General features: G+C 70.9%; 15 protein-coding genes and 2 pseudogenes. 6 read left to right on the forward strand and 11 right to left on the reverse strand.

The genetic code is table 11. From position 1 onward, the window contains the following. Window positions 1-64 precede the first annotated feature (64 nt). Window positions 65-1,141 carry a toll/interleukin-1 receptor domain-containing protein gene (locus WMF11_RS43195; RefSeq protein WP_437974903.1) on the forward strand — a complete coding sequence of 359 codons (1,077 nt, stop codon included), beginning with the start codon at window positions 65-67 and terminating at the stop codon, window positions 1,139-1,141. A 99-nt stretch (window positions 1,142-1,240) separates the two neighbouring features. On the opposite strand, the gene WMF11_RS43200 is transcribed toward WMF11_RS43195, so the two are convergent. Next, complete coding sequence (locus WMF11_RS43200) at window positions 1,241-3,577, reverse strand: helicase-related protein (RefSeq protein ID WP_437974904.1); 2,337 nt, start codon at window positions 3,575-3,577, stop codon at window positions 1,241-1,243. A 460-nt stretch (window positions 3,578-4,037) separates the two neighbouring features. Between WMF11_RS43200 and WMF11_RS43205 the strand changes: the two genes are divergently transcribed. Then, window positions 4,038-7,538 (forward strand): hypothetical protein, encoded by a 3,501-nt coding sequence (locus WMF11_RS43205; protein ID WP_437974905.1) that lies wholly within the window; start codon window positions 4,038-4,040, stop codon window positions 7,536-7,538. On the opposite strand, the gene WMF11_RS43210 is transcribed toward WMF11_RS43205, so the two are convergent. After that, entirely contained in the window at window positions 7,535-8,512 is a 978-nt protein-coding gene (locus WMF11_RS43210; RefSeq protein ID WP_437974906.1) for a hypothetical protein, read from the reverse strand. The genes WMF11_RS43205 and WMF11_RS43210 overlap by 4 nt on opposite strands. A 717-nt stretch (window positions 8,513-9,229) precedes the next feature. On the opposite strand from WMF11_RS43210, the gene WMF11_RS43215 reads away from it, so the two are divergent. Continuing rightward, window positions 9,230-10,879 carry a serine/threonine-protein kinase gene (locus WMF11_RS43215; RefSeq protein WP_437974907.1) on the forward strand — a complete coding sequence of 550 codons (1,650 nt, stop codon included), beginning with the start codon at window positions 9,230-9,232 and terminating at the stop codon, window positions 10,877-10,879. Window positions 10,880-10,897: 18 nt separating this feature from the next. On the opposite strand, the gene WMF11_RS43220 is transcribed toward WMF11_RS43215, so the two are convergent. From WMF11_RS43220 to WMF11_RS43245, 6 genes and pseudogenes are all read right to left on the reverse strand, one after another. Next, the gene (locus WMF11_RS43220) at window positions 10,898-11,998 is read right to left on the reverse strand and encodes an aldo/keto reductase (protein ID WP_437974908.1); all 1,101 of its coding nucleotides are present in this window, start codon (window positions 11,996-11,998) and stop codon (window positions 10,898-10,900) included. A gap of 115 nt (window positions 11,999-12,113) precedes the next feature. Beyond that, entirely contained in the window at window positions 12,114-12,554 is a 441-nt protein-coding gene (locus tag WMF11_RS43225; RefSeq protein WP_437979429.1) for a tetratricopeptide repeat protein, read from the reverse strand. A gap of 670 nt (window positions 12,555-13,224) precedes the next feature. Next, a pseudogene (locus WMF11_RS43230) lies at window positions 13,225-14,421 on the reverse strand (multiheme c-type cytochrome); the annotation flags it as partial. Between the two features lie 231 nt (window positions 14,422-14,652). Then, window positions 14,653-15,132: pseudogene (locus WMF11_RS43235) on the reverse strand (catalase); the annotation flags it as partial. A 157-nt stretch (window positions 15,133-15,289) separates the two neighbouring features. After that, window positions 15,290-16,117 carry an alpha/beta fold hydrolase gene (locus WMF11_RS43240; protein ID WP_437904923.1) on the reverse strand — a complete coding sequence of 276 codons (828 nt, stop codon included), beginning with the start codon at window positions 16,115-16,117 and terminating at the stop codon, window positions 15,290-15,292. A gap of 16 nt (window positions 16,118-16,133) precedes the next feature. Next, window positions 16,134-16,334: an alpha/beta fold hydrolase gene (locus WMF11_RS43245; protein WP_437974909.1), complete on the reverse strand. Its 201-nt coding sequence runs from the start codon at window positions 16,332-16,334 to the stop codon at window positions 16,134-16,136. 67 nt (window positions 16,335-16,401) lie between these two features. Here WMF11_RS43245 and WMF11_RS43250 point away from each other — a divergent pair, with 67 nt between their 5' ends. The 3 genes from WMF11_RS43250 (at window position 16,402) to metH (ending at window position 21,499) form a co-directional block, all read left to right on the forward strand. Continuing rightward, window positions 16,402-16,617 (forward strand): hypothetical protein, encoded by a 216-nt coding sequence (locus WMF11_RS43250; protein WP_437974910.1) that lies wholly within the window; start codon window positions 16,402-16,404, stop codon window positions 16,615-16,617. 80 nt (window positions 16,618-16,697) lie between these two features. Then, on the forward strand, window positions 16,698-17,651 hold the full coding sequence (locus WMF11_RS43255) for an ArsR/SmtB family transcription factor (RefSeq protein ID WP_437974911.1): 954 nt from the start codon (window positions 16,698-16,700) through the stop codon (window positions 17,649-17,651). Window positions 17,652-17,653: 2 nt separating this feature from the next. Beyond that, window positions 17,654-21,499, forward strand: a complete 3,846-nt coding sequence (gene metH, locus WMF11_RS43260) for a methionine synthase (protein ID WP_437974912.1) — start codon at window positions 17,654-17,656, stop codon at window positions 21,497-21,499. A 62-nt stretch (window positions 21,500-21,561) separates the two neighbouring features. Here the strand turns inward: metH and WMF11_RS43265 are convergent, their stop codons facing one another. From WMF11_RS43265 to WMF11_RS43275, 3 genes are all read right to left on the reverse strand, one after another. After that, a complete protein-coding gene (locus tag WMF11_RS43265) occupies window positions 21,562-22,968 on the reverse strand; it encodes a DUF1552 domain-containing protein (protein WP_437974913.1) in 1,407 nt (468 codons plus the stop codon). Further along, complete coding sequence (locus WMF11_RS43270) at window positions 22,965-24,680, reverse strand: DUF1592 domain-containing protein (RefSeq protein WP_437974914.1); 1,716 nt, start codon at window positions 24,678-24,680, stop codon at window positions 22,965-22,967. Before WMF11_RS43270 ends, WMF11_RS43265 begins: the two co-directional genes overlap by 4 nt. Window positions 24,681-25,029: 349 nt before the next feature. Continuing rightward, complete coding sequence (locus WMF11_RS43275) at window positions 25,030-25,824, reverse strand: BPTI/Kunitz domain-containing protein (protein WP_437546149.1); 795 nt, start codon at window positions 25,822-25,824, stop codon at window positions 25,030-25,032. Window position 25,825 lies beyond the last annotated feature (1 nt).

Below are 25,825 nucleotides of genomic sequence, written 5' to 3' on the forward strand. Positions count from 1 at the left end.
GGGGGCCAGCAGGATCGACCTTGCGGACGCCACGAATTCCTGCGCGTTCGCCGCCGATCCTGGTATGCTCGCGAGCGTGGCCGATCTGGCGATCGACATCTTCATCTCCTATGCGCATGCGGACGAGGCGCTGAGGTGTCGCCTCGATAGCCATCTAGGCCCGCTCGTCCGGCAGGGGCTCATCCGGCCCTGGCACAGAGGGCTGCTCGGGGCCGACGAGGAACGGAGCGCTACGGCCGCCACCCGGCTCGCGCAGGCCCGTATCATCTTGCTGCTGGTAAGCGCCGATTTCCTGGCGGACGACGAATGCGGCGCCGACGTCGAGCAGGCGCGTCGGCGGCTGCTGACCAGCGGCGGCGCGCGGGTGATTCCGATCATCTTGCGCCCGTGCGACTGGAGCGCTGCGGCGTTCGCGTTCCTGACGCCCCTCCCCGCGGGAGGCGAGCCGCTGGCAAGCTCCCCTGACCCCGAGATCGCCTGGGCCGACGTCGCGGCGCGCATCGAGCAAGCCGTCGCCGTGACGCGCCTCACGCGGCCGAGCGTCACCCCGGGACAGCCGCGCCGGGCGAGCGCCGCAGGACAAGTTCGAGTAAGCGGTGTTGTCCTGCGCAGCATGGATCGGACGCTCATCGATGAGTGCGGCAGGAGCGCACGCGACCAGGTCGTGGCGCAAATGCCCGAACACTGCCGCGACGACCTCCGCCATGAGTCGATCGATTTGCTCGCGAGATACGAGCTCGAGACGCTCACGACCTACATGGATCTCGCCACGTCGCTGGTCCTGCGGGATCCCGAGCGCTGGCGTGACTTCGGTCGACTGGCGGTCAGCGGCGACCTGCACCAGTTCGTGCGCTCGGTTTACGCGGTGCCGACGGTGAACGTCGTGCCCGTCTTGCACCGTACGACCAGCATCTTGTCGTGCCTCTTCACGTCCGGATCTTGGCGTGTCGACACCGGATTTGCCTGCAAGGTGGTGCTGACCATCGGCGATCTCGGGCCCCCTTCGGTGCTGCTTCGCTTGTGGATTGCAGGGGTCATGGAGGAGATCGTGCGACGCGCCATGTCGAGCGACGTCAAATGGTCTATTACGCACGGCGAGTCGAGAGGTACCCCCGAGCTTACCTGTGAAATCAGCTTGTGAGGGGATGAGGGCGTCCTCGGCGCGCTGGGCGGCACGTCGCCGAGAATCCGCTGTCCTCTGCGCTCGACCTCGACGTCGGACGGTCGCCGGCCCCCTCCCCTACCCCAGCAGCGACGCCGCCACCCTCGGCGCCTCCCGCGCGGAGCACCCCATCCAGCCCGAGAGCCGCTCCGCCGGCTCGCCGCTCGCGAGCGCCCGGAGCACCCGCTCCGCCACGTCCGCGCGGAGCGCCCGCGTCCCGAACACCGGGTAGCCGATCGCCGCGTACGCCTTCGGATCCACGCCCGGCGCGACCGCCATCGACACCGCGCCGGGCGCCGGGCACGCCGGCACGCGGCCGCGGTCGAACCAGGCGGCGCACAGCGCGAGGCGGCGCTCGAGCGCACCGCGCCGGAGCAGCGGCTGCACGTAGAGCACGCGCTCGCCCACCTCGATGCCGCGCGCCGCGAGCAGCGCCCGGCCCTCCGGCGCGAGCTCGGCGACCTGCTCCTCCGCGTCGCGCGCCGCCGCCGTCCCGAGCCCCTGCTCCAGCTGGTAGACGATCCCCCGCGCCGCGCCCGGGAGCGCGCGCACCTCGGGCGAGCGCAGCGGCGCGAGCAGCGCCTCGACGAGATCGCGCGCGAACGCCACGAGCCGCCGGAGCACGCGCGACCGCGCCCCCGCGCCGAGGTCCTCGAGCGCGGCGAGCCGCACGTCGGGCAGGAGCAGCGTCGGGCCGCGCGCGAGCTGGCCGAGCACCCGCTCGCCGTCGAAGATCCGCCCGCCCACGTCGACCGAGAACCGCTCGTGCGGCGCCCCCACGAGCTCCTCGACCCAGCGCGCCCGGTCGTCCTCGGGCGCGGGCGCCGCGGGCCCCGGCGCGAGCCGGGCCCGGAGCGCCGCGATCCGCGCGAACGGGTGCCCCTCCGGCAACGCCGGCGGCTCGGCCTCCGCGCGCCGCTGCGTCGAGGGCGCGCCCGGCGACGAGCGCGCGCCCGACGCCGCCCGCGCGCTCGACGCCGCCCGCAAGCGGCGCGCCGCCCCGCCGCCCCGCTCGACGAAGCGCTGCACGAGCCGCTCGTGGAGCGCGTCGCTCAGGCGATCCTCGATCGCCCGCGTGCGCTCCTGCCACGCGGCCGCGTCGCGGACCCAGCGCGCGTGGTTCGAGATGTACGTCCACGTCCTGATCGACGCGATCCGCGTGATCAGCGTGTCGATGTCGCCGCCCACCTCGTCGATCTCGGCCACCCGGGCGGCCATCCAGCCGGCGTCGAGCGCCGCGCTCGGGCCCGAGAGCTGCCCGTAGATCTCGGCGAGGAGCGCGACGTGCGACTCGAACAGGAGCTTGCGGAAGTCGGGGATGCGGCAGACCTCCCAGAGGAGCCCCACCGCCTCTTCACCCCGCGCGCGCGCTCGCACCTCCGGGTCCTCGGCGAGCCTCGCGAGCGCGGCCGTGTCCTCCGCGTCGTCGACGAGCCTCAGCGAGCGGGCGCGCGGGCGCGCCCGGAGCGACGCGAGGAGCGCGTCGATCGAGCTCATGTCGAGCTCGCTGCTCCGCCAGAGCAGCCGCCGCACCGGGGGGAACCGGTGCGCCTCGATCGCGAAGGCCACGCCGTCGGGGAGCGAGAGCGGCGCGACGGTGCCGAAGGTCCCGTCCGCGAGGTGCCTGCCCGCGCGGCCGGCGATCTGCGCGAGCTCGGCGGGGTCGAGGTCGCGCACGGCGCGCCCGTCGAACTTGCGGAGCGCCGCGAACGCGACGTGGCGCACGTCGAGGTTGAGCCCCATGCCGATCGCGTCGGTGGCAACGAGGTAGTCGACCTCGCCCGACTGGAAGAGGGCGACCTGCGCGTTGCGGGTGCGCGGCGAGAGCGCGCCGAGCACCACGGCCGCGCCGCCCCGCTGCGCGCGCAGCCGCTCGGCGATCTCGTAGACCTGCGGGGTCGAGAACGCGACGACGGCGCTGCGCGGCGGCAGGCGCGAGAGCTTGCCGGCCCCGGCGCTCGCGAGCCGCGAGAGGCGCGGGTGCTGGACGATGCTCGCGGTCGGCACGAGCTCGGCCACGAGCGGCCGCATCGTGTCGGCGCCGAGGAACCAGGTCTCGCGCCGGCCGCGCGAGAGGAGCAGGCGCTCGGTGAACACGTGGCCGCGCTGGTCGTGCGCGGCGAGCTGGATCTCGTCGATGGCCAGGAAGTCGACCTCCAGATCGACCGGCATCGCCTCGACGGTGCACACCCAGTAGTCCGGCCGCCTCGGGACGCGCTTCTCCTCGCCGGTCACGAGCGCGACGCGGGCCTCGCCGACCCGGGTGCTCACCCGGTCGTAGACCTCGCGCGCGAGCAGGCGCAGCGGCAGGCCGATCATGCCCGAGTCGTGCGAGAGCATGCGCTCGATGGCGCGGTGGGTCTTGCCGGTGTTGGTCGGGCCCAGGACGGCGGTGATGGGGGAAGCGTCGACCATGGCGCACGCAGCTTAGTACCGGACGCCGCGGTTACGCCCCCGCGCGACACCCGAGGGCGTGTGCCTCCGGTCCTTGCCGCTGGGCGGGCTCGTCCTCGGGCGCCGATGGCCCTGCGAAGCCAGAGCGGCGGAGCCCGACCCGCGCCGGAGGCACCGGTGGTGTCGATCACCTCTGGCACCTCTGGCGACATGCTCCACCTCATGGCGCGCATGGCGGCAGCTGCGCGAGCGGCTCGCTCTGTTGCCCAGAGCTGCCCGGACCCCATGTTTCCAGCTTCCGCGACCGAGTGAGCCTGCGCTTGCGCCAGCGGAGACAGCACACCTGCTCCTGAGACAGCACACCTGCCCGGTGTGGTCGCTGGGAACGACAGCGTGGTCAGTAGCCGGGCACGCTCGAAGCCCATAGCCTCGCAGGCAGACGGCTCAGGCTCGGCCATTTCCGCAGAGGAGGAGCGAGCACATGCCCTTGAACGATCCGGCTCGCGCGCAGCGGCGCCTCCGCGGCGCACCCCTGCTCCGCTGCATCTGCTTGCTGCTCGTCGTGGCGACCCTCGCATGGGCCGCGGCCGCCCCGCCGCACGTCGCCGGCCCAGCCGCCGCGCCCGCCGCGCCTGCCACTCCAGCCGCGGCGCCTGCCACTCCAGCCGCCGCGGCCGCCGCCGCGGCCGCCGCAGTCCCCCTCGATGCCCGCGCTGTCGCGCGCGCAGCGCACCTCGCCTTTCGCCCCGACGGCGGCGCCTGGACCGGCGGCGGAGAGACCTACCGCGTCCGCGCCGCCACCGAGGCCTTCGAGGTCGTCCCCATCGCCCCGACCGCCGCGCGCGCGGTCGCGCCCCTGCGCGTCGCTGCCGCGCGCGTGGCCCGCGGCGATCGCGCCCTCGGGGACCCGCCCGCTTCGGCGCGCGGCCGCGTCGAGCGCGACGGCCACCTGGTCCTCGACCGCGGCGAGCTCGCTCAGCACCTGCGCAATCGTGACGATGGCATCGAGCTGAGCTTCTCGTTCCCCGCGCGCCCCGAGGGCGCCGGCGATCTCACCGTCCACCTCTCCACCGCCGGCCAGGGCTACGCGGGCGAGACCGCCGGCGGCCACCACTTCGCCGACGCCTCCAGCGGTGTCGGGATCCGCGTCGGCCGCGCCACCTGGATTGACGCCCGCGGTGCGGCCGTGGAGATCCCGGTGCAGGCCGTGCCCGGCGGCCTCGATCTGCGCGTTCCGGAGGGCGTCCTCGAGCGCGCTGCGTACCCGGCCGTGCTCGACCCCCTCCTCTCCCCCGAGCTCGAGATCGATGCCCCCGTCACCACCGCCGCCGTCAACGATCAACACGACCCCGCCCTCGCTTGCGACAGCGGGGTCTGCCTCGTGGCCTGGAAGGATTCCCGGTCCGGTTCGGTGCGCGTTCGCGCGGCACGCGTCACCCCTGACGGCGGAGTCCTCGACGTGCCCGCGATGGACCTCGGCGAGGTTTCCTGGAGCGATTCCGGCGGCAGCCACGCGCTGAAGGTCGCCGCGGGCGGCGGCCGCTTCCTGGTCGCCTTCGGCATCGAGGCGGGCCCGGGCAAGGACGGCTACGGGCCACCCACCCACCTGCGCGCCGCGCGCGTGGACCTCGACGGTACCGTCGTCGATCCGGGTGGCTTCGACCTCACCGCGCCGGCGCTCGACCGCCGGGACGGCGAGCTCGCGCTCACCGCGGCACCCGGTGGGTTCCTCGCGTTCTGGGGCCGCAACGAGGGGGGCAAGCTCAGCCTCCACCGCGCGCACATCCCGCTCGAGGGCCCGCCGCGCGATCCCGACGGCGCACCCCTCCTTCCCGGCGCCACGCCCATGGCCGCCACCTCCGCAGGCACCGACGCATTCCTGCTCTGGTACGAGTACGAGAGAGATAGGGGCACCCTGCGCGGCTCTCGCGTCAGCGCCGACGGCGTCCTCCTCGATTCGCACCTCGTCTTCGCGTCCGGCGTCGACTCTTCCTCCGTCACCGCTGCGGTGGCCTTCAACGGCACGCACTACGTCGTCGTCTGGACAACGAGGCACGACCAGCGAGCTCTCGCTTCCCGGGTGACGCCCGGCGGGGCGCTCGTCGACGCCTCCCCCTTCCTCGTCACCGACACGCCCTTGGACACCATCCAGGGCGCCGCCGTCGAGGGAACGACCACGTTCGTGCTCGGCATCCAGGACCTCACCGGCGACGACTGCTGCTGGTACACCGTCCTGCACCTGGCCCGGCTGAGCGCCGACGGCGCCCCGCTCGACGCCGATGCCCCGGTGGTCGGCGAGTTCGTCAGGGATGGCGCGATCGCCTCCACCGGCGCCGCCGTGCTCGCCTCCTTTCGCGGGTTGACCTCCTGCGACGACGCGTACGTGCTCGCCGGCGCGCGGCTCGGCGAGGCGCCCGCGCCGATCGAGGGGCCGCTCTTCCCGATCGCCCTCGGCGCCAACGCCGAGGACGAGCCCTCGGTCACCTTCGACGGCAGGAACTACCTTGTCCTCTGGCGGGACACCCGGACGAGCGCCTCGGGCGTGCGCGGCGGCATCTACGGCGCGCGCGTCAGCCCCGAAGGCGCGGTGCTCGATCCCAGCGCCATCCCCGTCGCCACCGGCGATCTCGTTCACTCCAGCGCGATCTTCGACGGCGAGAACACGGTCGTCTTCTGGGCCCGCGCCTGCCGCTGCAGCGACTGGTCGCCCTGCGGGCCTGTCCAGGCCGCGCGGATCAGCCCTGACGGCGTGGTCCTGGACGAAGTCCCGCGCGTGACTCCGCTGAGGGTCATCCCTGCCATCGTCACGCGCGGGATCGGCGGCGGGACGGTGTTCGTCGACGAGGATGGCTGGTCCAATCCACAGCTGTTCCACCTCGATCCGAGCGGCACCTTCAGCGGCCCTACGCCCGTCCTCGGCCTCCCTCCGGACAGCCACCCTCTGGCCATCGCCTCCGATGGATCTGGCTACCTGCTGTTCTTCCAGCGGCAAGACGCCGACGGGATCTTCGGCGTTCAGGTCAGCCCTGGGGGCGAGGTCCTGGCCCCCGGCGCATTCCCCGTGCTCCCCCGAGGCAGTGGGCCGCTGGTCGCGCGCTACGTGGACCCGAACTATGTGGTGCTCGGCCTGGCGGTGACCCAGACAGGGGAGCCCGAGATCCACGCAACCCGGATCACCCCTGCCGGCGAGGTGCTCGATCCGGGAGGCCTCCGGGTCGCGTCGCTCAGCCCCTGCCCGTGGTGCTCGACCCTGCCTCACGGCGCCCGTTCTCTCGGCATCGCGTCCACCCCGGAAGGCGCGCTGCTCGCCTGGAGCCTGCCGTCGTCTCACCCGGCCACGCCGGCGATCCAGGGCGCCGTGCTCGACCCCGCGGGCGCGGTCAGCCCGGTGCGTTCCCTCGCGGGTGACCCGGGTATCCTCGGCTCGCTCGCGCTCGCCGCCGACGCCAAGGGCACCGCGCTGCTGGCCTACGCACGCTTCATGGAGGAGCCCGCCTACGACGCCCCGCGCGTCCGCGCGCGCCTGGTCGGCCCCTGCGGCCCGCTCACGTGCCCGAGCGGCCACTGCGTCGACGGCGTCTGCTGCGACACCGCGTGTGGCGGCGGCGATCCCTCCGACTGCTTGGCGTGCAGCGTCGCGGCCGGCGCCCCCGCGGACGGCACCTGCGCCGCCGTCGACGGCCTCGCGTGCGACGACGGCGATGGCTGCACCCTCGACGAGATCTGCCGCGCCGGCGTGTGCAGCCCCTCCACCGTCGCGCCCGAGTGCAGCCCTGGGCCGGTCGATCCTGGGCCGGTCGATCCCTGCGCGGCCCCGGGCGCCTGCCCTGCGGACGAGCCCATCGCCTTCGGCGGGTGCGGCTGCCGCCTCGCGCCTCCCCCGACCGGCGCTCGCATCCTCCTCGCCGCCGCGGCGCTGCTGCTCCTCGGCGTGGGCAGGCGAAGGCGCGGATCGCTTCGACGAACGACGGATCTGTCTTAGCGCGCCGTCGGGTCCGCGAGCCAGGCAGCGAGCGCCTCGGGCGGGAGTGCCAGCTTGGCATCGTCGAGGCGATCGGCGCCGAGGCGCTCGAACCGTTCAGCCAAAACGGAGTGCTCCATCTCGGTCAGGGGTCGGCCCAGCTTCTTCTCGAACTGCCTCGCCAGCACCCGGAGCTGCCCCTCCTGGAGGCCCTCCTTGCGCCCCTCCTGGAGGCCCTCCTTGCGCCCCTCCTGGAGGCCCTCCCTCCGCGCCTCGTCGCGTAGCGACTGCTTGAGCTGCTCGAACCACTGCTGAACTTCCGTCACGATCTCCTCCTCTTCCGCGTCTTCCGTCGTTCGCGCCGAGGGCTCGGCCGGGACCTCGAAACGCAATCTTAACAGCCAGGGCAGGGCGATGCCCCTCTCCCAGGCGTCGTCGGGCAGGTCGATGAGCTCACGGATGGCATCGCGCAGCACGGCGCGCGCGCCGAGCAGGCGCAGGAGCAGGGTGTCTCGGGTGCGCGGCAGCTCGGCGATGACAACGAGGTCGATCCGCCATCCCGGCGCGGCCCGGTAGAGGCCGGGGCGCCCGGGCACCGGGTCGAAGCCGAACGCGTCGAGCACGGTGGCGGGCCGGCCGCTGCTGAGGACGCACAGCCGCGGGAAGGGCACGGGGCCGCCGTTGCGGCGCTCGAGTTCGTGGTGCCAGTGGAGCTGCTTGCGGACGCAGCCGCGCAGCTCGGCCGGACCGGGGGTGTCGTGGAAGGGCTCGAACTGGCAAGGCTCTGCCGCGAGCTCGCCGAGCAGGCCGAGCTCTGCGCGCAACGCGGCGCGGGCGGGATCGGGCGTGTACCAGATGTCCATGGTCTGGGAAGTTGCGATGACCTCGACCTGAGTGTCGGCGCCGCCGACGAGATCGAGCGTCTCGCGCAGGACGCTTTTGCCGAAGGCGTCGAATCTGCTGCGCATCGGTGCGATGACGAGAATGGGATTCATCGGACGCGCCAGCAAGCCAATTTTCGCGCGAGGCATGCTGTTTTTGCGAAACGAGGGAGAGCGGCGTCGCGTATGGGGAGGAGAAGAATCTGGCTATTACATGCGCCGCATCGATGTCATCTAGAATTCGTATCTTCAGCGCTGCACCGCCACAGCGTGGGGGGCGCGAATCGATGAACAGGAGAGTGGCAGTTCGTCGGGCGGATGTTCGGGGTGTGCGTGCGCGTACCGCGGGAGAGCGCGAAGGACGCGGCGGTCGAAGGCGCGGGCCTTGATGCGGAGGATCACGCTCGCGCACGCAGCGCACTGGCCCGTGTCACGGACGAGCACGGCAGCTCGCCCCTACCTCTGGGCCGCATCGACGTCGGCGTTCGGCGGATCCCGAACGCCCGAACAGCCGGAAAATTTCACCAGTATTGCATGCGCGAGAGCAGAGCCCGGGGCCACCTGGGCGGGGGCAGCTTCTCCCTCGTCAGCGACATCGCCCCTGGCCTCGATGCCGCGGGGCGCCCAGAGGGCCTGGGAGCAGCCTGCCGATGCGGGGAAGGAGAAGATGCGACAGCAGCGCGCTCGCGCTCGGCCTTCGTCGCGTCGCCGCGCCCATGGCATGATGGGGCGAGATGCCGGCCGCTGTAAGAAGCACGACATGGGGCCCGCCCTCTGCTAGACCGCGGAGGCCCGAACGGAAGGACGCTGGGACGCGGAAGGCTCGATCGCATGCTGTCGCTTGAAGCGGGGAGCGTCGTCGGTGGGAAGTATCGCCTGGAGCGGCCGCTGGCGGGCGGCGCCATGGGCTTCCTCTGGGTCGCCCGGCACCTCCAGCTGGACGTCGAGGTCGCGCTCAAGTTCATGATGCCGCAGCACGCCGACTCCCCCGTCGCGCGCGCGCGGTTCGAGCGGGAGGCGAAGGCCTCGGCCCAGCTCCGGACCCCCAACGTGGTCCACGTCTACGACTACGGCCTCGAGGGCGACACGCCCTACCTCGCGATGGAGCTGCTCGAGGGAGAGGACCTCGCGGCGTACCTCGCGCGCCACGGGCGCCTCGAGCCGGAGGAGCTGCTCGGCATCGTGAGCCAGGTGTCCAAGGCGCTCCGCCGCGCGCACGAGGTGGGGCTCATCCACCGCGACCTCAAGCCGGCGAACATCTTCCTCGCGCGGCAGGGCGAGGAGGTCGTCAAGATCCTCGACTTCGGGGTCGCCAAGGCGATCGGCACCGGGCTGGCCGCCGACGCGACGAAGACCGGTACGCTCATCGGCTCGCCGCACTACATGAGCCCGGAGCAGGTGCGCCGGAGCAAGACGATCGACTTCCGCAGCGATCTCTGGTCGCTCGGCGTGATCATCTTCCAGTGCCTCACCGGCCAGCTGCCCTTCCCCGGCGAAGAGCTCGGCGACGTGCTCGTGGAGATCTGCACGGGCGACATCCCGGTCGCCTCGCAGCTCGCGCCGAACCTCTGGCCCGAGCTGGATCGTTTCCTGGAACGCGCGCTCAAGCGCGAGCCCGCGGAGCGCTTCCAGAGCGCGAGCGAGCTCGCCCGCGCGTTCGCCGCGGCGGTGCAGCGCACGGCGGTGCCGGACTCGCGCGACTCGCTGGACTCGACCGAGGCGCTGGCTCACGGCGTCGCGCCGGCGCATGGCGGCGCGCAGGCTCTCGGCAGCGCGCCGGCGCATGGCGTCGCGCAGGCGCACGGCATCGCGCAGGCGCTCGGCATCCCGCCGGCTCACGGCGTCGCGCACGCTCACGGCGTCGCGCCGGCCGGGGGTGGCACCGTGGCCCTGGACGACGCGGTGACCGCCGGCGGCACGCTGGCCGCGGGCGGGACGGTCGTCGAGGACCGCACGCGGGTCCCGGGTGGCGTCGTAGGCGCGGGCGACACGCTGGCCGCGGGCGGCACGCTGACCGCCAGCGGCACGCTCGAGGCCGTGGGAGGCGCGTTGTCCCCGCCCGTGGATCGTCGCGCCCCGTCGCGGGCGGTGCTCGCCGTGGCTGCCAGCGTGCTCGTGGTCGGCCTGGGGATCGCCGCGGTCGTCCTGCTACGCTCGCCTGCTCCCGAGGTCACCGCTTCTCCCGCGACGACGTCTCCGCCGGACGCTCCGGCGTCCGCTGCACCGCCGACACGGGTGGAGGAGGTGCCTGCCGCGCCTCCCCCGGACACGAGCGCCGTCCCCGCTACGCCGGCTTCGTCGGCCCCGACCAGCGCGGCCTCCGCCTCGGCGGCCGCCCCATCGGCCGCCCCCCCACCTGGCGCCGCGAAGGCCACGCCAAGGCCTACGCGCCCGCAGGCGCCTCCGCCAGCGAGGCGGCCCTCCCAGGGGGCGCCCTCCAGCAAGGGCGCTTCCGAGAAGGATCCGACCTTCGGCTTCTGAACGAGCCCCAGGCTGCGCTCAGAGGTTCGCTGTCGTCAGCCAGTGGGGGTTCTTCGTCGTACCGTCGAAGCGCTCCGTGGTCTTGAAATGCTCGTGTTCCCCTCTGGCCCCGAGCTCGGCGGTGCGCGCGAGGATCGCCGAGACGCGCTCGCTGCCGAGCGGCTGGAACGTGTAAGCCGCCTTGAGCGCCTGCTTGAGGACACCCAGGCTGTCGCAGCCGGTGATGACCACCGACGTCGGCAAGCTCATGGGATAGTGCAGGCAGGTTATCGGTGACACCACGCCCGCCTTCGCGATCTCCCCGCCGGCGAACGGCTTCATCCCCAGCACCCCGATGCCCTGCTGCGTCAGCACCGGGAGCACCGCCTTCTCGAAGCTCCGGTAATGGGGATCCAGGACGTTGAGAGGCATCTGCACGGTGTCGAGCGGGACGCCCTGCCGCTCGGCCATCTTCAGCATGGCGAGGTGGATGTCCGGGTCCTTGTGCCCCGTGAAGCCGATGAACCGGATCTTGCCGGCCTTCTTCGCGGCCACCAGCGCCTCCATCGCGCCGCCGGGCCCGTAGATCTGCTCGGGATCGCTCATCCGGATGATCTCGTGCATCTGCACGAGATCGATGACGTCGGTGCGCAGCCGCCGGAGCGACTGCTCGAGCTGCGCCTCGGCGGTCGCCCGGGTGCGGCCGTCGAGCTTGGTCATCAGGAAGACCTTGCTGCGGTATCCGTCCTGGAGCGCCTTGCCCATGCGCTCCTCGCTCTTGCCGTCGTGGTAGTCCCAGCAGTTGTCGAGGAAGGTGACCCCGTGATCGATCGCGAAGCGAACGAGACGAATGCTCTCCTGCTCGTCCTTGGGGACCGCCATGTGGAAGCCGCCGAGGCCGAGGAGGCTGACCTTCACGCCGGTCCGCCCGAGAGCCCTCGTCGGCATCACGCCGCCCGCCGGTAGCGTGACGTCCTCTTCCTCTGGCGCCCCGAAGGAAGGCCCCTCGGGAGGCTCCGGAGCGCCCGCGCCCGGGGATGTAGCGTTTTGCCGCAGCTGCGCGCTCCCCGCACACGCGCCGAGCGCGAGGCTTGCGCCCGCGGCGTGGAGGAAGGTCCGCCGAGAAGGTCGCTTCGTCATGACAGGGCAACGCTCCTTTTCAGGGCGAAGCCCGATTGCAGGGGACATGCCATGCGAACGCAGGCACGAGCCCACGTTCACGACCCAGGTCGTGACCGCTGGCGGATGGAGGAGCTCATGGCCGTCCGAGACGCGACTGGGCGTGAGCAGCCTGGGGGGAGGACCGCAGGGCGGTCAGCGCGGCCTGGTAGACGGTCTGGAAGCGGGCCTGCTCTGGCGCGAGCGCGGCGGCGCGTTTCAGCGGCTCGATCGCTTGATCCTGGTGGCCTTGCCGGACCAGGGCGAGGCCCAGCGAGTGGAGCAGGTCGGCCTGCTCGGGAAGGCGGGTGATTCCGCGCCGGAGCAGCGCGACGCCGTCCGGGTCGCGACCGAGCTCGCGATAAAGGTCTGCGAGGTTCACGTAGGTGGGGACGTAGCCGGGCTCGATGCGAAGCGCGGCGAGGTAGGCGTGCTCGGCGTCGCGCGGCTTGCCCGTGCGGGTGAAGATCAGGCCCAGGTTGTTCTGGGCCTCGGCGCGATCGGCGTGGAGGGTTTGCGTGGCGATGTACTCGCTCAACGCCCCGTCCAGCGCCCGCGCCCGCGCCCGCGCGGCGCGCTCGGGCAAGGCGCCGAGGTCGACGCCCGCAAGCACGCGCGCGGCTTCGACGCGCACACCGCGCACGGGATCGGCGAGGAGCGGCGCGGCGACGGCCGCGGCGTGGCGAGGGTCGTAGCCCTCCAGCGCGCCGGAGCAACGGGTCGGGATCGGCGAGCGCCGCGCCGAGAACGGCGAGCGACGCGGCCGTCGGCGCCGCGCGCAGCGAGGCGACCGCCGTGCCGCGCGCGATGGCGGGGATGGCGGCGTCGGTCGCGAGCCGCTGGAGCTCAGCGGCGACGGCCGGGTCGCCCGGCGCGGTGCGCGCGAGAGCGAACACCTCGGCATAGGTCTGGTAGCCCTGCGCGGGGCGGCCGAGCCAGGCTCGCACGGCGTCAGCGGCCCAGCTCGCCGGCTTCTGAGCGTGGCAGTCGGTGCATGGGTTCGGGATCCCGAGGCGGACCGAGAGATCCGGCCGAGGCACCCGGAAGCCGTGATCGTGACGGATGTCGACACCCATGTACGTGCGCGCCGGCATGTGGCAATCGACGCAGCGCGGAGCGGCGGGCGCGCCGGACGTAGCGCTGGCGTTCGCGGCGGCAGCGTTCGCGGCGTGGCGGTGATGCGCGGGGACATCGAAGCGCGCCGGTTCGTGGCAGGACGCGCACACGCCGCTGCCCTCGGCGCGCAGACGGCCGGAGTGCGGCTCGTGGCAGTCGCTGCACGTCACGCCGGCATTCGCCATCTTGCTTTGCTGGAACGAGCCATAGGTGAAGACCTCGTCGCTCATCACGCCGTCGGGCGTGTAGAAGGGCGCGGTCAGCAGCTCGAGCGCCACGCTGTCGAGCAGCGGGGCGCCGTGCCGGAACGGCTGCGAGAGGGTCTCGCGGCGGCTGTGGCAGAACGCGCACGTGGCGCTCTCGGTGCCGCTCGAGGCGCTCTTGCCACGCTGCGCGGTGCCGCTGGGAAGCCGCGTCCACGTGGCGTCCTTTCGCTCGTCGAAGCGCACGTCGAGGCCCTTCGAGGGGTCCGGTGTTCTCGCCTTGGTCCAGTCGAGGTGGCGCGCGCCGCCGCCGTGGCAGCCTTCGCAACCGACGCTGATCTCCGACCAGGTGGTGGTGAAGTGATCCGCGGCCGCGTCATACCCTTTCGTGACGTGCGTCGAGTGGCACTCGGCGCACATGAGATTCCAGTTCTGGCTGGCGGCGGTCCAGTGCAGCACGTCGCCGGCGCGCACGTCGTCGCGCTCGTGCAGGTGGTACCAGCGCTGCCCACCGCGTGCCTGGGGGCGCGCGTCCCACGCAAACGGCAGCGCCTGCAAGCGCCCGCCCGGGCCGGCGACGAGGTACTGCTGGAGCGGCTCGACGCCGAAGGTGTACAGCACCTCGTAGCGGTGCGGCTGGCCATCGGGGCCGTCCGTGGTGACCCAGTATTTCCCGCCCTGGCGATCGAAGCGGTGGACCTGCCCGGCGTAACGCAGGCGCGCCCCGTCGAAGTTCCCGAGCACGGTGGCGGCGGTCGCGTGCTGCATGGCCCGCGCGTGCTGCGAGCCCTGCCACGCGGCGTGCTCCTCGGCGTGGCACGGCGCGCAGCGGTCGCTGCCGACGAAGCCGGCCGCCGCGCGCTCCGGCGAGCGCTCCGCCGGGCTGACCCGCGTCGCGGCAGCCAGCGAGGCCTCCGCGGCTCCGCCTCGCGCCGCCCCGGGTTTCACCCCCGAAGCGCTCGCCGTGGAGGCGTCGGCCGGCGTGCGCGAGGACGCGCTCGTGGGCGCGCGCCAGACCACGAGCCCGATGAGCGCCAGAATCAGGACAGCGATGGGCCACGAGCGAGCGAGTCGGGAATCGGCCATGTGCGGAGCGGACGCGAGCGCCGCCGCGAGACGCGGGTCGTGCAGAGACGCCCGGGTCTCGCGTGCGGCAGGGTGCGCGTTTACTCGGTGAGGATGACGCCGCGGGCGGTGGCGTACTGCGCCCACGCGGCGGCGAGCTCGGCCGCCACGATATCGTCGACGACGACGCGTCCGGGCAGCGGCGGCTCACCGGCGCCGGCGCTGTCGTCCCATTCGCCGTGTCGGTTCGAAAATGAGCGTATAGTCGGCCTTCGGCCAGACCTTGGTGAGGTCGAACGGGTTATGCCGGTGCGTCCGCGCCTGCGCCTCGGACATGACCTGAATGCAGAGCTTCCAGCGCGGAAACCGCCCCGCCTCCAGGCTCTCGAACAGGTCGCGCTGGTGGCTCTCGCGGTCTCGCCCCACCACCGCCTCGGCCTCGGCGTCGGTGAGGTTGTCGATCCCCTGCTGGCTGATGAAGTGGAACTTGACCCACACGCGCTCGTTCGCGGCGTTGATCATGCTGAAGGTGTGGCTGCCGAAGCCGTGCATCGCGCGATAGCTGCGCGGAATCCCGCGGTCGCTCATCACGATCGTCACCTGGTGGAGCGCCTCGGGCAGCGACGTCCAGAAGTCCCAGTTGTTGTCCGCGCTGCGCATCCCGGTCCGGGGGTCGCGCTTGACGGCGTGGTTGAGGTCGGGGAAGCGCAGCGGGTCGCGGAAGAAGATCAGCCGCTCGATCCTCGAGCGCCACGGCGGCCGACTCTGGGCCGAGCCCAACCCTGGTTTCGGCGCGACGCTTCGCTTCGAGCTGCCGGCCGTCGAAGGAGCCTGAGCGACGCGGACGGCGATGAGAGGCCGCGGCCCCTCGTGTCCGCGGCCCTCGCTCTCACGACTGGATGAACTCCAGCAGATCCGGATTGACGACGTCCGGGTTGATGGTGCACAGGCCATGCCCCAGGCCCTCGTAGACCTTGAGCGTGCCCTTCTTGAGCAGCTTGATCGACAGCAGCGCGGAGTCCGCGATCGGCACGATCTGGTCGTCGTCGCCGTGCATCACGAGCGTGGGCACATCAATCTTCGCGAGGTCGTCGGTGAAATCGGTCTCCGAGAACGCCTTGATGCAGTCGTAGTGCGGCTTGATGCCGCCCATCATGCCCTGCCGCCACCAGTTGTCGACGACCCCCGGCAGCGTCTTGGCCCCTGGACGATTGAATCCATAGAACGGCCCTTCGGGCACGGCGCGGTAGAACTCCGCGCGGTTCGCGACGAGCGCGGCGCGGAACCCATCGAACACCTCGATGGGAAGGCCACCGGGATTCTTGTCGCTCTTGACCATGATCGGCGGCACGGCGCCGATGAGCACGGCCTTGGCCACGCGGCCGTCCTGCCCGTGCTTCGCGACATAACGCGCCACCTCACCGCCGCCCGTGGAGTGGCCGATGTGCACCGCGCCCTTGAGACCAAGGTGAGCGGTGAGCTGCGACACGTCGCTGGCGTACGTGTCCATCTCGTTGCCGTCGAAGGTCTGCGACGAGCGCCCGTGACCGCGACGATCGTGCGCGATGACGCGGAAGCCCTTCGCAAGGAAGAACATGAGCTGCGCATCCCAGTCGTCTGCCGACAGCGGCCAGCCGTGATGGAACACCAGAGGCCGGCCGCTGCCCCAGTCCTTGTAGAAAAGCTCGACGCCTTCTTTGGTCTTGAAAATCGGCATGTGGCGCTCCTTCTATCTATCGAATGGCGTGACGCAGAAACGAGGCCACCTGTTCGGCGGCGAGCTGCGGGTACTGATGCTGCGGGGCGTGCTCCGACTCAGGATACACGGCCAGATGAGCGTTGGGGATCTTGCGGTTCAGCGCGAACCGGTTGTCCACGGCGGTGCTGATGTCGTTGTCGCCGCTGATGATGAGCAGCGGCGTCCGCGTGACCATCAGCTTCTGCAGCCGCCCGGCCTCATCGGCGTGATATTCCTCGGCCGCGACGACGGAGAAGCGCTATGTGACGCCGGAGAGCCCGGCGTCGCTCGGCACCTTCGACGCCGTGCTGCTGAGCCACGATCATCACGCCGACAACCTCGACCTGGCCGGGCGTGCGCTCGTCGCCGACGAGGCGCGCGTCGGCCGAGTGGTGACGACGGTGCCGAGCGCGCGGCGACTCGCTCGCCCCGCCTCGACGACGCGCTTCCTCGAGCTCGGCGGCACGCTCGAGCTCTGACGCACCTGTCGCTCTCGAGGGGTGCTTGACTCCTGCAGCCGGCGCCTCTATGACATTCGCGCATCTAGATACATGAATACATGAGTCTTTCCGAATACATCGAGACGCTGAACCTCCTCGGGGACGAGAGCCGGATACGGCTCTGCGTGCTCCTCCGCGAGCGCGAGCTGCGGGTGACGGATCTGGTTCGCGTGACGGGCATCGCGCAGTCGCGCGTCTCGACGCACCTCGGGCGGCTCCGCGAGGCGGGGTTCGTGCGGGATCGGCGCCAGGGGCCGCAGTCGTTCTATGCGCTCGCGGTCGATACCCTGCCCGGGACCGCGAAGGCCCTCCTCGATGAGGCCACGAAATCGCCCGACCCGACCCTGGAGGGCGACCAGCGGCGCCTCCTTGAGCTCGACGCCGAGCGGCGCGGCGGCCTCCCCGAGTCCTTCGCCGGCGAGATGGAGCGGCACTACTCCCCGGGCCGCACGTGGCAGTCGCTCGCTGTCGGCATCGCCGCGTTGCTCCGCCTCGGCGACGTCCTCGACGTCGGATCGGGCGACGGCGCCGCGGCCAGCGCGCTCGCGCCTTACTGCCGCTCGCTCACGTGCATCGACTCGAGCAGCCGGATGATCGAGGCCGCGAGAGAGCGGTTTTCGACCCAGCCCCACGTCCGCGTCCAGGTCGCCGATGTCCACGCGCTGCCGTTCGGAGACGCCTCCTTCGACTCGGTCCTCGTGTTTCACACGCTGACCTACGCCGAGGACCCGCCGCGGGCGCTGGAAGAGTGCGCCCGCGTGCTCCGCCCGGGCGGTCGCGTGGTCATCCTGTCGCTCGACGCGCACCAGCAGCGGGAGATCACCGTGCCCTACGGCGAGCGCCACCCCGGCTTCTCGCCCTCCGACATCCGCGCCATGCTCACCCGCGTGAAGCTCGATGTCGCCGCGTCCGAAGTCGCCTGCCGCGAGACAAAGAAACCCCATTTCCAGGTCGTGCTCGCCATCGCCGACAAGCCGACCCCCGGTCCCTCCAAGAGCGCCAAGCGAGGCTGATCATGCCGTCCAACAACACAACGCCTCCCCTTCATCCACTCCAGAAGCTCCTCCAGAGCCGCATCGTCATCATCGACGGGGCGATGGGGACGACCATCCGCACCTACGGGATGAAGGAAGCGGACATCCGGGGCCAGCGGTTCGCGGATTCGAAGAAAGACCTGCTGAACAACGGCGATCTGTTCTCGCTCACGCAGCCGGAGATGATCTGCGATATCCACCGGCGGTTCCTCGAGGCCGGCGCGGACATCATCGAGACGAACACCTTCGGCGCGACAAGCATCACCCAGAGCGAGTTCTTCGTGGACGACCCGCGCGAGCACGGCGGGCGGAAGGACCCGGCCTTCTATCAAGGGATCATCGACGACCCGTTCCTCAACGACCTCGCCTGGGAGATCAACGAGCAGTCCGCGCGGCAGTGCCGCGAATGGGCCGATCGCGTGGCGAACGCCGACGGGCGGCAGCGGTTCGTCGCGGGCGCCATCGGCCCGCTCACCGTCTCCCTGTCCAACTCCCCGGACGCCGACGACCCCGGCTTCCGCGTCGTGACGTTCGATCAGGTGAAGCAAGCGTACGTCCACCAGATCCGCGCCTTGATCGCCGGCGGCTCCGACGTGCTGCTGGTCGAGACCATCTTCGACTCGCTCAACGCGAAGGCCGCGCTCGTCGCCATTCGAGAGGTGTTCGACAAGGACGGCAGGACCCTGCCGGTGATGATCTCGGCGGCGGTCGGGCGCGGCGGAGAGACGATGATCTCCGCGCAGACGGTCGAGGCGTTCTGGAACGCGGTGAAGCACGTCAACCCGCTCGCCATCGGGCTGAACTGCTCGCTCGGCCCGGACCTGATGTATCCGTTCCTGTCCGACCTCTCGGAGAAGTCCAGCGCCGCGATCTCCTGCTACCCGAACGCCGGCCTGCCCAACCCGCTCTCCCCCACGGGCTTCGATCTGGAGCCGCCGGACATGGCGCGCCACATCGGCGGCTTCGCGGACGCAGGCCTCCTCAACATCGCCGGCGGCTGCTGCGGCAACACGCCCGAGCACATCGCGGCCATCGCCAAGGCGCTCGCCGGCAAGCCCCCGCGCGCCCTCGACTCGAGGCCTCCCGCCGAGGCCCCGCCCGGCGACGCGACATCTTCCGGTTCCGGCCCGCCGATCCCCCTGCGCCTTTCCGGCTCGCAGCCGTTCACGCAGCAGCCCGGCGTCTACATGATCCTGGGCGAGCGCACCAACGTCGCCGGATCGCCGAAGTTCGCGAAGCTCATCAAGGAAGGGAAGTTCGAAGAAGCGGTGAGCGTCGCGCGCCAGCAGGTCGAGAACGGCGCCAACGTCATCGATATCTGCATGGACGAGGGCATGATCGACGGCGTCGCCGCGATGACGCGCTTCCTGCTGCTCCTGGCCAGCGAGCCCGAGGTGGCGAAGGTCCCGTTCATGGTGGACTCGTCGAAATGGGAGGTCATCGAGGCCGGCCTCAGGTGCATGCAGGGCAAGGGCATCGTGAACTCCATCTCGCTCAAGGAGGGTGAGGCGAAGTTCCGCGAGCACGCGAAGACCGTCCTCAAGTACGGCGCCGCCGTCGTGGTCATGGCCTTCGACGAGCAGGGGCAGGCCGCCACCTACGAGGACAAGATCCGGATCTGCAAGCGCGCGTACGGCATCCTCGTCGACGAGGTGGGGTTTCCTCCCGAGGACATCATCTTCGATCCGAACATCCTCACGGTCGCCACCGGGATGGAGGAGCACAACAATTACGCCGTCGACTTCATCGAGGCCACGCGCTGGATCAAGGCCAACCTGCCGCACGCCAAGGTCAGCGGCGGCGTGTCGAACATCTCGTTCAGCTTTCGCGGCAACAACCGGGTGCGCGAGGCCATGCACTCGGCGTTCCTCTACCATGCCATTCGCGCCGGCATGGACATGGGCATCGTCAACGCGGGCATGCTCGAGGTGTACGAGGAGATCGAGCCGGAGCTCCGCGAGCTCGTCGAGGACGTCCTGCTCAACCGGCGTCCGGACGCCACGGAGCGGCTCGTCGACTTCGGCGAAGCGCTGAAGGCCAGGAGCGCCGGCGCCGCCGCGACCGAGAAGAAAGAAGAGGAGTGGCGCAAAGGCACCGTCGAGGAGCGGCTGTCGCACGCGCTGGTCAAGGGCATCGACACGTACATCGATATCGACACCGAGGAGGCGCGCGCCAAGCTCGGCCGCCCGCTCTCCGTGATCGAGGGCCCGCTGATGGATGGAATGAGCGTCGTCGGAGATCTCTTCGGCGCCGGCAAGATGTTCCTGCCGCAGGTGGTGAAATCGGCGCGCGTGATGAAGAAGGCCGTCGCGTACCTCACGCCGTTCATGGAGGAGGAGAAGGCGGCGATGGCCGCCGCCGGGCAGGAGGTGAAGACGCAGGGGAAGATCGTCCTCGCCACGGTGAAGGGCGATGTCCACGACATCGGCAAGAACATCGTGGGCGTCGTGCTCGCCTGCAACAATTACGAGGTGATCGACATGGGCGTCATGGTCCCGTGCGAGAAGATCCTCGAGCGCGCCAGGCAGGAGAAGGCGGATCTGATCGGCCTGAGCGGGCTGATCACGCCGTCGCTCGACGAGATGATCCACGTCGCCCGCGAGATGGAGCGGCAGAACTTCAAGCTGCCGCTCCTGATCGGCGGGGCGACGACCAGCAAGGCGCACACCGCCGTCAAGGTGGCCCCGCATTACAGCGAGCCGGTCGTGCATGTGGTCGACGCGAGCCGCGCCGTGCCCGTCACGACGAGCCTCCTGAGCGAGGAGGGCAAGGCGGCGTTCGTCGCGCAGCACCGCGCCGAGTACGAGAAGCTCCGGCGGCTCCACGCGGCGCCGAAGCACAAGCTCGTCTCCCTCGAGGCCGCGCGCGCGAACCGGACGCGGATCGAATGGCGCGCCGAGGACGTGCCGGTGCCCGAGTTCACCGGCGCGCGCGTGCTCGAGGACTTCCCGCTCGCCACGTTGCGCGAGTACATCGACTGGACGCCGTTCTTCCACACGTGGGAGCTGAAGGGCGTCTATCCGCGGATCCTGGAGCACGAGAAGTACGGCGAGCAAGCGCGCCAGCTCTTCTCCGAGGCGAACGCGCTGCTCGACACGATCATCGAGAAGAAGCTGCTCACGGCGCGCGGCGTCTATGGCTTCTTCCCCGCGAGCGCGGTGGGCGACGACGTGGAGGTGTACACGGACGGGACGCGCGCGAAGGTGCTCGATCGGTTTCACTTCCTGCGCCAGCAGACGGCGAAGGAGAGCGGCGAGCCGAACCGATCGCTCGCGGATTTCATCGCGCCCAGGGAGACCGGCCTCCGGGACCACATCGCCGGCTTCGCGGTGACCGCCGGGATCGGCCTGAAGGAGCTGTGCGAGCGGTTCAGGGCGGTGCACGACGACTACAACGCCATCATGGCCGAGGCGATCGCCGATCGCCTGGCCGAGGCGTTCGCCGAGTGCCTGCACAAGCGGGTGCGCGACGAGTGGGGCTATGGCCGGCAGGAGGACCTGACCAAGGCCGAGCTCATCGAGGAGAAGTACCGCGGCATCCGTCCCGCGGCGGGGTACCCCGCGTGCCCGGATCACACGGAGAAAGGCACGCTCTGGCGGCTGCTCGACGTCGAGAAGAGCACCGGCATCCAGATCACCGAGTCGTTCGCGATGTGGCCCGGATCGAGCGTGAGCGGCCTGTATTTCGCGCACCCGGAGGCCCGGTACTTCAGCCTGGGAAAGATCGATCGCGACCAAGTCGTCGACTACCACGCGCGCAAGGGCATGACCGTCGCGGAGGTCGAGCGCTGGCTCGGCCCGAACCTCAACTACGACGCTTCCAACTAGCGCCCGAGTTCTTCCCTCGTTCGGCGCTCACGGCAGCGCCGCCGTACCGGCGGCGCGCCGGATCAGGCCTTGAGCTCGTCGAGCTCGCCGGGCTGGCCGAAGGAGCCGAAGTTCGTGATCGGCCCCCCGCCCTCCTCGGTGCAGCCGACCGCGTTCGCGAGCGTGGTGAGCAGCTTGTTGTGGGGCGCGTCCTTGTCCTGCACCGTGCTCGACTGCCGCGTCACCTTGATGTACTGCCCCGTCTTGAAGTAGCCGCCGCAGCTCCCTGCGATGATGTACGGCAGGTCGCGGAAATCGTGGCGCAGGCCGTCGGAGAGCTCGTTCATGAACACGACGGCGCTGTTGTCGAGCACCGTCGCCCCGCCCTCCTCGTAGCCGGCGAGCCGGTCGAGCAGATAGACATACTCGCCCATGAACCAGCGATCGATGTTGAAGAGCATCTCCTCGTAACCGTCGACGGCGCTCCCGGTGTCGTCGTCCCTCGTGTTCCCGTGCGAGAGCTTGTGGTGGTTGTACTCGTGGGCCATCCCATCCCACTTGAAGATGGGCCCTGCCGCGCCCGAGCCCCATTGCAGCGTCGCCGACCGCGTCGCGCCGGTCGCGATCGCCAGCGCGAGGATGTCCATCTGCATCCGCCCGACCTTCTTGAACTCCGCGTCGAACCCCACCGTGTCCGGGTCGATCCCCTCGATCTCCGCCGCTCGCTCCGGCGAGAGCTCGCGCGGGATGATCCCCGAGCCGCCCATGCCCACCTCGAGGTCGCGCACCGTCTGGAAGTGCATGTCGAGCTTGTCGCGATCGGCCTTGCTGAGCTTCTTCTTGAGCAGGGCCTCGTACTCGACCGAGACCAGGTCGAGCACGCTCTCGCGGCGCTTCGTGAGCCGCACGAGCGCCTCCTCTTCGAGGTCCGTCCCGCCGACCAGGTCCCGGTACGCGAGCCACGGGTTGTTCTCGCCGCTGACGGGCTGCTCGCTTCCGGTGTACGAGATGTGCCCGCGCACGTTCGGCGTCTTCGCCCCGACCATCAGCGTCAGCGCGGGCGTGCCCGGCGGGTTAATCTTGTTCGCGATGAACTGGTCGAGCGAGATCCCCGCCGCGTACTGGGTGCCCTGGACGAGCGGCTGCGCCGTGAGCTTGCAGCCCATCCCCTTCGCGTGATCGTCGCCCGCGCTCGGGTCGAACCCGTAGCCGCGCGGCACCATGTGGATGCCCCGCGGGATCAAGAGCCTGTCCCGGTACGCGGCGAGGGGCGCTATCGCCCGCGTCGCCCCGAAGGACGCGGCCGTCAGCGCGCCGTACTGCGTGCTCGGGAAGAACTTGGCCATGTTCACGCCGTTGCACATGAAGAAGGCGATGAACCGGCGCGGCGCGCTCGCGTCGGCCTTGGCGTCGCGCGGGCGCAGCGACTCGAGGAGCGGGAGGCCGAGCATCACCCCGCACGCGCCCCGCAAGAACGTTCTGCGATTCATTGGTCCACCTCTTCCACGGCCCGGTACCTGAACGTCTTCGTCTGCGTGAGCGCGACCAGCAGCTCCTTGATGTTGTACCCGGACGCGCCGAGCTTCTCGTCGAGCTCGGCGATCGTGCACGCGTCCTCCCGCGAGAGCTGGCGCGCATTGCCGTAACGGTACCAGTTCGTCAGATAACACCGCTGTGCGACGGGGCTCTCCGCGAGCTGCGTCGCGAAATCCACGGCGCCGTCGAAGCTGATCTCACCGTCCCCGACGGCGATCGTGCCTGTCGCGTCGATCGTCTCGCCGTCCTCGTCGGCGCGGTAGCGCCCGACCGCGTCGAAGTGCTCCAGCGCGAAGCCCGGCGGGTTGATCACGGCATGGCAGTCGTTGCACGCCTTCGGCGACGTGTGCACCTCCACCTGGTCGCGCGTCGTCCTGATCTCGCCCTGAATGGGCGGCAGCGTCGTGTTGATGTCCGCCGGCGGGTCCGGGAGGTCGGTGCACAGGATCTGGCGCTGGATGAACACGCCGCGGTGGATCGGCGAGCTCTTGTTGAAGAACGCGTGCGAGCTCAGGAAGCCGGCCTGCGTGAGGAGCCCTGCCCGCTCCGCCGGGTCGAGCGGCGTCTCCACGAGCTCGCTCGTGAACGACCCCTCCACGCCGTAGATCGGGGCGAGCCTGTCGTTCACGAAGCCGACGGGCGCCGTCATCAGCGTCCTGAAGTCGCCCTCCATCTCGAGGACGACGTGCCGGATGAACTGCCTCGTCTCGGCCGCCATGGCCGAGGACACGCTGGCGTCGAAGTCCTCGTAGAGCGCCGGATCCTTCGAGAGATCCGCGTAACGGCTCATGTGGAGCCACTGGGCGTGGAAGTCGTCCAGGGCGCTCGTGGCCCTGGGGTCGGCGAGCATGCGCCGCGCCTCGGCCTCGATGCCCTCGGGCGTGCCCAGCGCGCCGCCCTCCGCCGCTTCGAGGAGCGCGTCGTCGGGCAGGCTGTTCCAGAGCAGGTAGGAGAGCCGCGTCGCGACCTCGTAGGCGTCGAGCGGGATGATCCCCCCGCCGTCGAGCTCCTCGCTGAGCTCGATGCGGTAGAGGAAGTGCGGCGACTGGAGCATCGCCTCGATGACGTGGCGCACGCCCTGCTCGAACGGCGTGCCCGCGTCGAAGAGGCCGTTGCCGCGGGCGTAGGCGGCGGCGTACGCCTCCTCCTGCTCCGCCGAGAGCGGCCTCCTGTAGACGCGCTTGCCGAGCTCGCGGATGAGCTGCCGGGCGCAGGCCGCGCCGTCGCCCTCCGGCGCGCACGGCACGATCTTGCCGAGCACGGCCTGGTCGACGACGGCGTCGGCCGCGATGGTCTCCGCGGCGCGGCGGTAATCGCGGGCGAGGCGGTCGGACACGAGGAGCCCCTTGGCGTTGTTGTTGAACCCCTCGAACGCCGGGTCCGCGAGGAACGCCGCCGAGGCCTTCATGTCCTTGCCGAAGAGGTCCCGGATGGTGTTGTCGTACTGCGCGTGCGTCAGCCGCGTCAGGCGCGGGGTCGGGCCTGGCGCGGTGACGCCGGGCTCGCACTGGGCGCCGGGGTCGGGACCTGAGCCGGTGCCGGTGCTGGTGCTGGTGCCGGGACCGTCGCCCGGATTCGATCCGCCGTCTCCAGACGAGCCCGAGCACGCGGCCGCGCTGGAGAGCGCGATGGCCGCGAGCAGCATCCTCGGGGTGCTTCGATTCACGGGCAGCTCCTTCGTGAATGAGCTCGAAGAAAGAAGAATCTACGAGCGCTCCATGGAACAGGCTATCGGGGCCAGGAGCTCAGCGTCAATGCGAGGCGATGGTGGAGCGGGCGGTTCCTTCGGTCCCGTCGGTCCCGTCGGTTCCTTCGGTTCCGTCGGTCCCGTCGGTCTCCGTCAATTCCGCCCGTTCCGCCGAATGCGCCGGAGCTGTTCACCGGAATCGGCGCAGCGCGGCGCTGACGCGCCGAGACGGGAAGGCGCCCAGGTGGGCGCAGGAAAGTGCCTTATCCACGATTCAGGAGACAGCGCCTGATCACGCACGCCAGGAGCGCTGGTCGTTCCTGGTCGTTCAAGGTGCCGGGGGCATCTGCGGCTGACACCTGCCCGACGAGCAGACCGCCGTCATCCCGCCCGGGAACACGGGCGCGCACGGAGGGCACGCGCCCATGCCGGCGGGACAGACCAGGGCATCGAGCTCCGCGCTCTGGTTGAGGGCGACGATGCCTGTCCCGTCGCACCCCTCGCAGCAGCCGAGGCCGTCGCGCAGGGCGCAGTCCGAGTCGACAGTGCACTCCGTCAGCGGCGACTCGCGCACGTCGAGGACGACGCAGCGCCCCGCCTCGCACGTGGCGGTGAAGTACTGGGTCGTGCGCTCCGCCTCGGTGACCTCCGGGCACGCGCCGCACGCGACGCCCCCGCACCCCTGGATGATCTCGTTGAGCTTCGTCCCGGCGCGGTTGATGGCCCTGAAGTTCTCGGCATTGGCCGTGTCACAGGCGCCGCAGCAGCCCCGCGACACGAGGATGCAATCGCTCGGCGCGTTGCAGACGCCTATGTCGGGCAGCTCGCCCCGACAGGCCTCCTCGCACGCGGCGAGGGAATCGAAGCGGTTCTCGTTGCCCTCGCAGCCGCCGTAGGTGAACTCCCTGCACGCGCCGGCGGCCGGGTCGTACCAGTATTTCGGGAACGCCGCCTCACACGGACCAGGATCCGCCGGGAGCAGGCACCGGACGGGCAATTGCCCGCCACCGCCACCGCCGCCGGTCTCCGCAGACGAACCGCCTCCGCCCGGGTCCCCGCCGCCCGAGCCTGCGGGATCCACCTTTCCGGAGCAGCCTGCGGCGAGCAGAAGGGAGCTAAGCAAG

Origin of the sequence: Sorangium sp. So ce295 (genome assembly GCF_051527405.1) — a bacterium.
GTDB lineage: Bacteria > Myxococcota_A > Polyangia > Polyangiales > Polyangiaceae > Sorangium > Sorangium cellulosum_B.

Excerpts from the sequence above, each read along its gene's own strand:
- WMF11_RS43195 (WP_437974903.1), top strand. The coding sequence starts at position 65 with ATGCTCGCGAGCGTGGCCGATCTGGCGATCGACATCTTCATCTCCTAT.
- WMF11_RS43200 (WP_437974904.1), bottom strand. The coding sequence starts at position 3,577 with ATGGTCGACGCTTCCCCCATCACCGCCGTCCTGGGCCCGACCAACACC.
- WMF11_RS43205 (WP_437974905.1), top strand. The coding sequence starts at position 4,038 with ATGCCCTTGAACGATCCGGCTCGCGCGCAGCGGCGCCTCCGCGGCGCA.
- WMF11_RS43210 (WP_437974906.1), bottom strand. The coding sequence starts at position 8,512 with ATGAATCCCATTCTCGTCATCGCACCGATGCGCAGCAGATTCGACGCC.
- WMF11_RS43215 (WP_437974907.1), top strand. The coding sequence starts at position 9,230 with ATGCTGTCGCTTGAAGCGGGGAGCGTCGTCGGTGGGAAGTATCGCCTG.
- WMF11_RS43220 (WP_437974908.1), bottom strand. The coding sequence starts at position 11,998 with ATGACGAAGCGACCTTCTCGGCGGACCTTCCTCCACGCCGCGGGCGCA.
- WMF11_RS43240 (WP_437904923.1), bottom strand. The coding sequence starts at position 16,117 with ATGCCGATTTTCAAGACCAAAGAAGGCGTCGAGCTTTTCTACAAGGAC.
- WMF11_RS43245 (WP_437974909.1), bottom strand. The coding sequence starts at position 16,334 with ATGGTCACGCGGACGCCGCTGCTCATCATCAGCGGCGACAACGACATC.
- WMF11_RS43255 (WP_437974911.1), top strand. The coding sequence starts at position 16,698 with ATGAGTCTTTCCGAATACATCGAGACGCTGAACCTCCTCGGGGACGAG.
- metH (WP_437974912.1), top strand. The coding sequence starts at position 17,654 with ATGCCGTCCAACAACACAACGCCTCCCCTTCATCCACTCCAGAAGCTC.
- WMF11_RS43265 (WP_437974913.1), bottom strand. The coding sequence starts at position 22,968 with ATGAATCGCAGAACGTTCTTGCGGGGCGCGTGCGGGGTGATGCTCGGC.